General features: G+C 37.1%; 9 protein-coding genes. 7 read left to right on the plus strand and 2 right to left on the minus strand.

Features of this window, described 5'->3' with window-relative positions; genetic code table 11:
- Positions 1-159: 159 nt before the first annotated feature.
- Both AEQSU_RS09810 and AEQSU_RS09815 read left to right on the plus strand, forming a co-directional pair.
- Positions 160-1209, plus strand: coding sequence for an ice-binding family protein (locus AEQSU_RS09810; RefSeq protein ID WP_052309036.1), 1050 nt, complete (start codon positions 160-162; stop codon positions 1207-1209).
- A gap of 121 nt (positions 1210-1330) precedes the next feature.
- Positions 1331-3451, plus strand: coding sequence for a M3 family metallopeptidase (locus AEQSU_RS09815; protein ID WP_014782708.1), 2121 nt, complete (start codon positions 1331-1333; stop codon positions 3449-3451).
- Positions 3452-3579: 128 nt separating this feature from the next.
- On the opposite strand, the gene AEQSU_RS09820 is transcribed toward AEQSU_RS09815, so the two are convergent.
- Complete coding sequence (locus AEQSU_RS09820; protein WP_042491877.1) at positions 3580-5757, minus strand: S46 family peptidase; 2178 nt, start codon at positions 5755-5757, stop codon at positions 3580-3582.
- A gap of 385 nt (positions 5758-6142) precedes the next feature.
- Positions 6143-6646: a GreA/GreB family elongation factor gene (locus AEQSU_RS09825; RefSeq protein ID WP_014782710.1), complete on the minus strand. Its 504-nt coding sequence runs from the start codon at positions 6644-6646 to the stop codon at positions 6143-6145.
- A 185-nt stretch (positions 6647-6831) separates the two neighbouring features.
- Between AEQSU_RS09825 and AEQSU_RS09830 the strand changes: the two genes are divergently transcribed.
- The 5 genes from AEQSU_RS09830 to AEQSU_RS09850 all read left to right on the plus strand — a co-directional run bounded on the left by AEQSU_RS09830 (position 6832) and on the right by AEQSU_RS09850 (position 11307).
- Entirely contained in the window at positions 6832-8190 is a 1359-nt protein-coding gene (locus AEQSU_RS09830; RefSeq protein WP_014782711.1) for a pyridoxal-phosphate dependent enzyme, read from the plus strand.
- A 92-nt stretch (positions 8191-8282) separates the two neighbouring features.
- Complete coding sequence (locus AEQSU_RS09835; RefSeq protein WP_014782712.1) at positions 8283-8666, plus strand: DUF202 domain-containing protein; 384 nt, start codon at positions 8283-8285, stop codon at positions 8664-8666.
- A gap of 55 nt (positions 8667-8721) precedes the next feature.
- Complete coding sequence (locus AEQSU_RS09840; RefSeq protein WP_014782713.1) at positions 8722-10014, plus strand: DUF2851 family protein; 1293 nt, start codon at positions 8722-8724, stop codon at positions 10012-10014.
- A gap of 58 nt (positions 10015-10072) precedes the next feature.
- A complete protein-coding gene (locus AEQSU_RS09845) occupies positions 10073-10303 on the plus strand; it encodes a PspC family transcriptional regulator (protein WP_014782714.1) in 231 nt (76 codons plus the stop codon).
- Positions 10300-11307: a potassium channel family protein gene (locus AEQSU_RS09850; protein ID WP_014782715.1), complete on the plus strand. Its 1008-nt coding sequence runs from the start codon at positions 10300-10302 to the stop codon at positions 11305-11307. The genes AEQSU_RS09845 and AEQSU_RS09850 overlap by 4 nt, the downstream gene beginning before the upstream one ends.
- Positions 11308-11337: the final 30 nt, after the last annotated feature.

Genomic DNA, 11337 nt, shown 5'->3' on the forward strand with positions numbered 1-11337 from the left:
GTGAAAATGATTTGTACAAATGCTGTTTTGTCGAATTTTCTTACACTTTGGCTAAAGATTGGCTATGCGCGGGCCTTTATTAGTGTACTATTGTTTAACTATTGCAGTACATATTAGACCAATTTTGACCTATTATAATCCACTGCAAATGAAATGATTATGAACAATTATACAAAAAAATCCATAACAACTTTAATAAACTTGAAGTGCTTTTTCGGAATTATTCTGATGATCGCTTTTATTTTGCCTGCTACGGCTCTGTCACAATCGCCATTGCCAGTGAATCTTGGAACTTCTAGTAATTTCGTGGTTTTAGCAAAATCAGGAATTTCAACTACAGGAACCACTTCTATTGTTGGAAATATTGGGGTTAGTCCTATTGACCATACTGCCATAACTGGATTTAGTTTAATATTAGATCCTTCAGGTCAATTTGCAACTTCATCTTTAGTTGATGGAAAAATATTTGCATCAAACTATACGTCTCCAACTCCAACACTATTGACTACGGCTGTGAGCGATATGGAAACTGCATACACCGATGCTGCCGGAAGAATACCAGATTACACTGAACTTTACGCTGGAGATCTTACGGGACAAACCTTAACTACTGGTGTCTATAAATGGGGAACCAACGTTCTGGTTTCTGCTGGTGGTGTTACAATCTCAGGTAGCCCAACAGATGTTTGGATCTTCGAGATAGCGCAGGATTTAATTATAGCTAACGGAGCCATTATTACTCTTAGTGGAGGGGCAAAGGCATCCAACATCTTCTGGCAGGTGGCTGGTCAAGTTACCCTTGGAACAACATCAGATTTTAGTGGAAATATATTATGTCAAACTCAAATAGCTATGCAGACAGGAGCAACATTTGACGGTAGAGCGCTGTCACAGACCGCTGTTACATTAGATGGCAATAGTGTTGTGCTTGGAATCAATGAAAGTTCATTGGATCAAGATTTGGCGTTATACCCTAACCCAACAACTAATGTGGTGAACCTTGTCAACAAAACCAATATTTCTCTTGAAAAAATGATGATTTATGACATAATCGGAAAACTAGTAAGCCAGACAAACCTTCGCGAAATGCAAGGTGAGAAAGCAGTAGATGTTTCATCTCTTGCCGCTGGAGTTTACGTTGTTCAGATCATTGGTAACAACGCAAGCACTGTGAAGCGCTTGATTAAACAATATTCCCCAAATAATTAATCAACCCAAAAAAAGGAAACCTCTTCAGCTTCTGCTGAGGGGTTTTTTGATTTTATGACATTCAGGATAAAAAGAATACATATTCTGTATCTTTACCATACAATCCAAAAAATTTATAGAAATGAAAAAAGCAATTCCTTTTTTAACGCTTGCCATGCTTGTTGTGGCCTGCAATAATTCCATAGAAAAAGAAAACCAAAGTGATGAACAAATGAACACTACCGAAAATCCGTTACTTTCTGAAAGTACGTTGCCTTATGGCGCCCCAGATTTTTCAAAAATAAAAGATGAAAACTTTCAGCCTGCAATGTTGGAAGGAATTGAACAGCAGAAAAAAGCAGTAGAAGCAATAGCCAACTCTGTAGAAGAGCCCACTTTTGATAATACTGTGCTCGCCCTTGAAAAAAGTGGTGAGTTGTTAAGCAGGTCTTCACAAATATTTTACGCTTTGGCTGGTTCAAACACAAACGAAACCCTACAAGCTGTAGAAGAAGAAATGGCGCCGAAATTCGCTGCTCAAAATGACATGATTTACTTGAACGAAAAACTGTTCAAAAGATTTAAAACATTATACGATAAAAAGGAATCGCTCAATTTGGATGCAGAATCATTAAAACTATTGGAGGAATACTATGAAGATTTTAAAATAGCAGGAGCCAATCTTTCTTCTGAAGATAAAGAAACGCTAAAAGAGTACAATGAAAAAATAGCTACGCTTACCACCAAGTTTGGAAAAACCCTTTTGGATGCCAACAATGCCGGTGCAGTAACTTTTACCAATAAAGAAGACTTGGCGGGAGTTGACGAAGATTTCCTAAAATCTAAAGAAACCAAAGATGGAAAAGGTTGGAGAATTCCGTTGCAGAACACTACTCAGCAACCTTTGTTGCAATCTATGGACAATCGAGCGAGCAGAGAAAAATTGTTTATGGCGGCTTGGCATAGGGCAGATCAAGGGGGAAATGATACTAGAGAAATTATTAAGGAATTGGTAGAAGTGCGTGCCCAAAAAGCGAAACTCTTGGGCTTTAACAACTATGCTGAATGGAGCCTTCAGAAAACAATGGCGAAAACGCCAGAAAATGTAAATACATTTTTTGGTAAGCTAATCCCTGCCGCCACTGCCAAAGCACAAGATGAATCTGATGAAATCCAGAAAATGATAAAATCCAAAGGACAAGATTTTACCTTGGAACCTTGGGATTGGAACTATTATGCTGAAATGGTTCGTAAAGAGAAATATGACTTAGACGAAAACCAAATAAAGCCTTATTTCGAGTTGAACAATGTGCTTGAAAAAGGTGTGTTTTATGCCGCCAATAAACTTTACGGAATTACTTACAAAGAAAGAACAGACATTCCAGTTTATCAAGAAGACGTAAAAGTTTATGAGCTTTTCGAAGAAAACGGAGATCCGCTTGGACTTTTCTATACAGATTATTTTGCGCGACCTAGCAAAAGTGGTGGTGCTTGGATGTCTAATTTTGTTACTCAGTCCAAACTTTATAATAAGAAACCGGTAATATATAATGTTTTGAATATTCCAAAACCTGCTGGCAATGAACCTGCCTTGTTGACTTTTGACGAGGTTACAACAATGTTTCACGAGTTTGGTCATGCACTTCACGGTTTCTTTGCAAGCCAACAATATCCTTCACTCTCAGGGACAGCTGTTGCGCGCGATTTTGTAGAGTTTCCTTCACAGTTCAATGAAAACTGGGCCTTGTATCCAGACGTGCTGAAAAACTACGCAAAACACTATAAAACTGGCGAGCAGATTCCACAAGAACTAATTGATAAAATAAAAAATTCTGGAACTTTTAATCAAGGATATAGTTTAACTGAAAACTTGGCTGGAAGCAATCTGGATATGCAATGGCACACCATTTCCGCAGACAAAAAGATTGAAGACGTAAATGCTTTTGAAAAAGAAGCTTTAAACAAAACCAAACTTGATGTGGTCCACGCTGTTCCGCCAAGATATCGCTCTACTTATTTCTCTCACATTTTTGCAGGAGGATATGCGGCAGGGTATTATTCCTATTCTTGGACGGAAATGCTAGACCACGATGCTTACAATTGGTTTGAGACCCACGGAGGCTTAACCCGTGAAAACGGACAACGTTTTAGAGATATGGTTCTTTCAAAAGGAAACACCATGAATCTTGAAAAAATGTATAAAGATTGGCGCGGTAGCGATCCAAAGATTGAGCCTATGCTGAAAGCGCGTGGCTTGAAATAATTTTATTATAAAACCACAAATCCACGAATAATTTTTATAATTATTCGTGGATTTGTAGTTTTTGATAATGACTTTTCGAAACAAAGTTGATTCGATAGCTATCCGATGAACTTAACCAAACATTGTAATTACTTCTTCTTTTTCTTCTTTTTGGATTTCCCTATTTCTTTTTTGGGATGCACCAACTTCAACTCTTTAATTAAGTTAGTCGCTCCGGCGTATTTATCCATTATGAAAAGCACGTAGCGAATATCAACCATAATGTTGCGCGATAGGGCAGGGTCGTAGTAATAATCGCTCATTGTTCCTTCCCATACACGGTCAAAGTTTAGACCTATTAGATTTCCGTAGGCATCAATTGCAGGGCTTCCAGAATTTCCGCCTGTAGTGTGATTGGTTCCTATAAAGTTAATCGGCATTTTACCATTTTCGCCATATTGCCCATAATCCTTGGCTTTGTATAGATCGATCAGCTTTTGAGGGACATCAAATTCATAATCGCCAGGAATGTATTTTTGCATTACGCCTTCCAAATGAGTTACAGGTTCGTAATAAACAGCATCAGCAGGCGAGTAGCCAGCCACTTTTCCGTAGGTTACACGTAGGGTGCTGTTGGCATTTGGAAAAATACGAGCATCTTTTGGACTAAGCTCTAATAATGCTTTCATATAATCACGTTCCAAACCAGAGATACTTAGCTTTAATTCTTCATATTTTGGAGCTACTTTTTCATTATAAGCATCTGCCATGTCGCTTACAACTTGGAATCCCGGGTCGTTGTTTAACTTTGCCATAACTGTTTCGGCATCACCTTCTAAAAGATTTTTTAAGGAAGCAAAGTCCACAAAAGCTGATTTTTTATATACAGAATTGGTAAGTGATTGCGCATTTAAGTTTTTAAAGAAATCTGGTAAAAACTGCGGTTGAACATTCTTTACATAAAGCGCGATTAAAGCTTCAAAAACCTCTTCATCCACCTGTTTGCTGTAATCTTTATAATGACTTTCCGCTCTTTCTATGAGGTTGTTTCTTCTATCTTCAAAAGATTGAGCGCCACGATTTTCATAAGCTTGTTTCAATTGGTAGGTTTGATAAGCTATACGGAGCAGCTCCACGTTTCGCAAAACGGTTTCAACGTAATATTCACGAGCGAGGGAATAAGGTTCTATTTCGGTATAATGTTTTTCAAATTGTGGTAATATCTGGCCGTATTCCTGTTGTTTACCTTTTTTATTTATCTCAGAAGTAAGCGCGGTTTCCTGTTGTTTTTTAATTCCAACTGCATTCGATTTTGTTAAACCAAGGGTTTCGCCTCGCCACTTTTTCCAGTAATTGGCAATACGAGCAAACTTAGAAGCATATTGAATCTTGATCTGCGGATCTGCACGCATATATTTATCCTGAATAGCTAAAGCAGCATCGCGAATAGCGATTCGGGCTGGATTGATGGTGTTTATAACCTGCTCAATTGCTATAGAAGGTAAATATTCATCAGTAGTTCCTGGAAAGCCGAATACCAAAGTGAAATCATTTTCTGCCACCCCGTCTAATGAAATTGGTAGGAAGTGTTTTGGAGTGAAAGGTACATTGTCTTTAGAATATTCTGCGGGACGATTATTTTTGTCGGCATAGATTCTAAAAAGAGAAAAATCGCCTGTGTGTCTTGGCCAAATCCAGTTATCAGTATCGCTTCCAAACTTCCCGATTGAAGAAGGCGGAGCGCCAACTAGACGAATATCTTTATAGGTTTCCACCACAAAAAGCATATATTGATTGCCTTCATAAAAAGTACGTACGCGGTTTTCCTGATAAGCTTCTTTTGGTGAAGTCTGCGTGACATTCGCAATGTTTTGTTCAATCTTTTTTTGTTTTTCAGCTTCACTCATTGCCGCGGTAATACCATCCATAATTTTGGTGGTTACGTCTTCAATTTTCACAATAAAAGTAGCGGTAACTCCTGGATTGGGAAGTTCTTCCTTTAAGTTCATCGCCCAAAAGCCATCTTCTAAATAATCATTTTCCAAAGAAGAATGACTCTGAATTTGTGAATAACCGCAGTGATGATTAGTTAGTAAAAGCCCTTGGTTACTGATTACTTCGGAAGTACAACCGCCATTAAAATGCGGCACAGCGTCTTTTAGACTTGCATTGTTAACATCATAAATATCCTTGGCAGTCATTTTCATACCGAGGTTGGTCATTTCAGATTCATTCATTCCTTCTAAAAGTGAAGGAATCCACATACCGCCTTGTTGGGCAAAAAGAGGAACTGATAAAAAGATAAAGAGTAGTCGTAACGTTTTCATAATAGAGGATTTTCGAATAATAATCTGCAATATAACAATACGTCTTGAAACCACTATTCTTTTAAATAATAGAATATGACGAATAATATGAAAAGGGAAGGAATTTTAAAAAGGAGAGCAGTTTTATACAAATTGGAAGTAGAAATAGGTCAAAAACAAATCTGTCAGATTGCGAAAAGGTATCGCTCCTGTAATTATAATTAATAAAGTTTAGTTAGATTTTTTTAAAGTCGTTCCTTCAATTCAGAAACGATAAAAAGTGCCACAAATAATATGACTGTTCCAACTGCTAGTGTACCTACTCCCATAGCACAAAATTAATAAAATTTACTTTGTATAAAAGTGAATGGAATAAATATAATGGAATGGGAGCGTTTTTTAACAACTAATCATATTCAATTTCTATAACTTGAAGTTTTCTTTGATCTTCGCCCATAGTGAAATCGACAACATCGCCAACTTTACTTCCTGTAAGCGCAACCGCGATTGGTGCGACAAAAGCTATTTTTCTTTTGGCTACATCGGCTTCATCTGCACCAACAATCTGAAAATTCTGAAGCGTGGGTGAGGGACTTATTTTATAAGAAACTTTTGCTCCAAAACGCACTTCTTCCTTTGGTTGGAATTTAGGATCTAGAATTCTTGCAGATGCAATACGTTCGTTTAGTAAATCCAGCTTGCCATTTAATACTGCCAATTCAATTCGCCGTTGCTGTTCATGAGTTGTGTTGAGATTGGCGCGCTCGTTTTCTAACTGTTCACGTTCTTCAAGCAGCAATTCCATCCCTTTTGGCGTAACATAATTTATTGCTCCAGCAGGCAGCGCAGCCCTTGGTGGAATTATTGGGGTTTCTTCTTGGTCTCCTTCTTTTACAAATCCGCGGCTCATATCAATTTTTTATTTTCAAGATACTAATTTTAGATTACATTTTTGAAATTGAATTTCATTCTTAGGTTTTCCGAGTTATAATATTTGAAATCCTGCTTTTGCCTTAATTCGAAAGTAACTTCATGAGAGTTTGAATTCTTTTCTATTCATCAAGAAATTGTACCTTTGCCGCTTCAAAAATAACTATGGAATACGCAGAAAATATATTAGGAACCATCGGTAACACGCCAATGGTGAAGATCAACAAAATAATTGGAGACATTCCTGCTTTGGTACTTGCCAAATATGAAACCTTCAATCCAGGAAACTCCGTGAAAGACCGAATGGCGGTAAAAATGATTGCCGATGCCGAAGCAGATGGACGTTTAAAACCAGGCGGAACCATTATTGAAGGAACTTCAGGAAATACTGGAATGGGCTTGGCGCTGGCTGCAATCGTAAAAGGCTATAAAATGGTCTGCGTAATTAGTGATAAGCAGAGTAAAGAAAAAGTAGATATTCTGAAAGCTGTGGGAAGTAAAGTTATAGTTTGCCCAACAAACGTAGCTCCCGAAGATCCTCGCAGCTATTATTCTACATCAAAAAGACTTGCTGAAGAAACCCCTAATAGTTGGTACGTTAATCAATACGACAATCCAAGCAATGCGGCAGCACATTACGAAAGCACAGGTCCAGAAATCTGGAAACAAACCGATGGAAAAGTGACGCATTTTGTGGTAGGCGTTGGTACTGGAGGAACGATTAGCGGCGTTGGTAAATATCTAAAAGAACAGAATCCAAACGTAAAAATATGGGGAATTGACACTTACGGAAGTGTTTTCAAAAAGTACCACGAAACAGGAATTTTTGACGAAAACGAAATTTATCCATACATAACCGAAGGAATTGGCGAAGATATCCTTCCGAAAAACGTTGATTTTAGTGTAATTGATGGTTTCGTAAAAGTAACTGATAAAGACGCAGCAATCTACACTCAGAAACTTGCGAAAATAGAAGGTTTCTTTTTAGGAAATTCTGCTGGAGCTGCGATTAAAGGATTACTTCAACTAAAAGATAATTTCACAAAAGATGATGTGGTAGTTGTTCTTTTCCACGATCACGGAAGTAGATATGTAGGTAAAATGTACAATGACGAATGGATGCGCGAGCGTGGTTTTGTGGAAGATGTGGCTAAAAACGCTTCAGATTTAATTAAAGAACATCAAGACTTTCCATTAATAACTGTAAAAACAGAAGAGCTTGTAGGCCACGCCATAGAGCGCATGAAAAAATACAACATCAGCCAAATTCCTGTTGAAGACACCACTGGTTTTGTGGGTGCTTTGGATGAAACCGATTTACTTCGAAAGTATTTAGAAAACAAAAATGTTGCGGACCTTCCAATAAAAGAAGTGATGCGCAAACCTTTCCCAATCGTAAATAAAAACACGCCAATTGAAGAAATTTCAAAATTGATTCAAAAGGAAAACAACGCTGTTTTGGTAGACTTAGGTGATGGGAAATTCAATATAATTACGAAGCACGACGTTATAAGTGCTTTGTAGTTTTTTACCACAAATTCACGAATATTATTATATATTTATTTGTGAATTCGTGGCGAAATTTTCAAATATATTATTCGTATTTTTAACCTAATATGAAAAACGAAGCAAAAAAATTATTCCGCTTTTTACGCACCAAGCCTTTGCCTGCGAACACCAATGAAATTTTAGCATTGGAACGCACAAAATTGGCCAATGAGCGCACTTTGCTTTCCTATATTCGTTCTTCGCTTTACTTGCTTTTGGGCGGTATTGCTATTCTTCAACTTCAGGATTTTAGAGACATTCATTACTTGGGCTACTTAGCACTTGTAGTTTGTGTTATCTTTTTGGTAGTGGGGATTTTCCGCTACGTTATACTTTCACGAAGGCTTTATAAATGGAATCGCATTCTTTTTGTGGACACCATTTCAGAAAAAGTAGAGAAGCAAGCAGATATGCAGGAAAAAATGGTGAAAGACAAAGTTGAATCACAATAATTTCTCCTTATATTTACATTACAACTTTACAGGCTCCCCCTTAAAATAAATTACAATGAAAGAGGATTTTCTACACTATGTGTGGAAATTTCAGAAGTTGGAAGTGGTTGATTTTTATACTTCGGACGATGAAAAACTCCACATCAAGGATCAAGGGAGCCACAATCTAAATTCAGGCCCCGACTTCTTCAATGCCCAAATTGAACTAGACAATCAGCTTTGGGCTGGCAATGTTGAAATACACATTAAATCTTCAGATTGGTATGCACACCGACACGAAACTGATCCTGCGTATGACAATGTAATTCTTCACGTAGTCTGGGAACACGATGCCGAAATTTTCAGAAAAGACGGTTCTACAATCCCAACTTTTGTTATAAAGAAACACATTCCCAAAAATACTTTGGAGCGTTACAAAAAACTATTTTCAAAGGAAAAAAAGTGGATCAATTGTGAAAATGATTTTGAAGCTGTTGATACTTTTGTGATTGAAAATTGGTTGGAACGTCTCTATTTCGAAAGACTTCAAAAGAAAGAAGCCATACTTCTTAAAGAACTGGAAGATTCCCAAAATCATTGGGAAAGCCTGCTTTTCAGAATGCTTTGTAAAAATTTTGGGTTAAAGGTGAATGGTGATTCTTTTTTCAGCATTGCAAAATCTGTAGATTTTTCTGTTGTGAACAAATGCAGTCAAGACCTTCAGGATTTGGAAGCATTATTAATGGGTCAAGCTGGTTTGCTGGACGGAGAGAAGGAAGATGGGTATTTCAAAACGCTGAAAACCAAGTATGATTATTTAAAACATAAGTTCCATCTTAATAATAAAAACGTTATTACTCCTAAATTTTTTAGACTTCGACCGCCAAATTTTCCTACGCTGCGGCTTGCGCAGTTTGCAGTGGTTTATTTTCAGCAGAAAAACCTTTTTTCGAAAATAATAAGTCTTCAAAATGCAAAAGATTTTCAAACGCTTTTCAACGTTTGTGCAAGTGATTATTGGAATACGCATTACAATTTCGGCATTTCGTCAAAAGAACGAAAAAAACAAATTACTAAAAGCTTCATTGACCTTTTGATAATAAATACGGTAATTCCTCTAAAGTTTTGTTACGCACGGCAACAAGGACGAGATGTTTCAGAAGAAATATTGGAACTTGCTGCGGAAATTTCTTCCGAAGAAAATATGATTGTAAGTAAATTCAATTCACTTAAAGAAATTTCAAAAAACGCATATCAAAGTCAGGCGTTGCTTCAGCTTAAAAGTGAATATTGCGATAAAAACAGATGTTTGCAATGCGCCGTGGGAAATTCAATAGTTGGTTCGGAAAGAAAAATTCCGGAGAACTAACTTCTATTTTCTATTTATGAACACACAGTTTTTGCTTGAAAAAGTGTAATTTGCGAGTATGTTGCAAGCAGTATATTCATTGCGGTATTATCTTGAAAAACGTGGTTTTTACGTGTCTTCGCGCTTAGCAGATAGATTAGGAATGCGCGCTAAAAGCGTTCGTCTTTTTTTTATCTATGTTTCCTTCGCCACCTTGGGCGTTGGCTTCGCACTTTATCTTACGATGGCTTTTTTGTTAAAACTTAAAGATCTAGTAAACACCAAACGAACCTCTGTTTTTGATTTATGAAGCAACTCTTCAGCTCTAAAATTACGGTAGCAATCCTGCTCTTGCTTTTAGTGTTTATGACGGGCGTTGTTGGGTTTCATTTTTTTTCACAATACTCTTGGATAGACGCTTTTTATATGACGGTAATCACCGTAACTACTGTAGGTTATGGTGAAGTGATGCCATTGAGTGCGCAGGAAAAAATATTTGTTTCGCTTCTCATCATTTCCAGTATCTTTATCGTTGCTTACGCCATTTCGGTAATTACAGAGTATATTTTAAGTAAAAATTTAGGCGATTTAAGACATAAAAAAGTGCAAAAAAAATTAGATTCCATGCAAGATCACGTCATAATTTGCGGTTATGGCAGAAACGGAAAACAGGCGGCCCAAAAGTTATTAGCTTACAACCGTAACTATGTTATTATTGAAAAAAACCAAGAAGTTATTAATCATTATTCAGATGAAAATAATTTATTTGTTTTAGGAAATGCTATTGAAGACGAAATTTTACTGAAATCTGGAATAGAAAGAGCTTCAACCCTAATTTGTGCCACCCCCAATGATGCGGACAATCTATTCATCGTGCTTTCTGCGCGGCAAATGAATAAAAACCTAAAAATAATAAGTCGTGCCAGTGAAGAGACGAGCTACAAAAAAATGAAACTCGCAGGCGCAGACAACGTGATTATGCCAGATAAAATTGGCGGCGACCATATGGCTTCATTGGTTGTTGTTCCAGACTTGGTTGAGTTTTTAGATAATCTGACTGTTGCTGGACAACAAGACAGCATCAATGTTGAACAAATATCCTTTGAAAAAATGTGTCCGCATGGACGGGAGCAAGCCATAAAAGATCTTGATGTGCGGAATAAAACGGGCTGTTCCATTATTGGGTATCGTTCGCCAACAGGCGAATATATTGTTAATCCGGAACCTTCACTTATACTTCAAAAAAATTCAAAACTAATATTGATTGGGCGTCCAGAACAAATTGAAAGCCTTAAGAAAGAGTACGGAGTTTAAGAAAAAGTTAACAAATTTCTGTTCGATTCT

Origin of the sequence: Aequorivita sublithincola DSM 14238 (assembly GCF_000265385.1) — a bacterium.
Lineage (GTDB): Bacteria > Bacteroidota > Bacteroidia > Flavobacteriales > Flavobacteriaceae > Aequorivita > Aequorivita sublithincola.

Coding starts and splice junctions, on each gene's coding strand:
- AEQSU_RS09810 (WP_052309036.1), top strand. CDS start 160: ATGAACAATTATACAAAAAAATCCATAACAACTTTAATAAACTTGAAG.
- AEQSU_RS09815 (WP_014782708.1), top strand. CDS start 1,331: ATGAAAAAAGCAATTCCTTTTTTAACGCTTGCCATGCTTGTTGTGGCC.
- AEQSU_RS09820 (WP_042491877.1), bottom strand. CDS start 5,757: ATGAAAACGTTACGACTACTCTTTATCTTTTTATCAGTTCCTCTTTTT.
- AEQSU_RS09825 (WP_014782710.1), bottom strand. CDS start 6,646: ATGAGCCGCGGATTTGTAAAAGAAGGAGACCAAGAAGAAACCCCAATA.
- AEQSU_RS09830 (WP_014782711.1), top strand. CDS start 6,832: ATGGAATACGCAGAAAATATATTAGGAACCATCGGTAACACGCCAATG.
- AEQSU_RS09835 (WP_014782712.1), top strand. CDS start 8,283: ATGAAAAACGAAGCAAAAAAATTATTCCGCTTTTTACGCACCAAGCCT.
- AEQSU_RS09840 (WP_014782713.1), top strand. CDS start 8,722: ATGAAAGAGGATTTTCTACACTATGTGTGGAAATTTCAGAAGTTGGAA.
- AEQSU_RS09845 (WP_014782714.1), top strand. CDS start 10,073: ATGTTGCAAGCAGTATATTCATTGCGGTATTATCTTGAAAAACGTGGT.
- AEQSU_RS09850 (WP_014782715.1), top strand. CDS start 10,300: ATGAAGCAACTCTTCAGCTCTAAAATTACGGTAGCAATCCTGCTCTTG.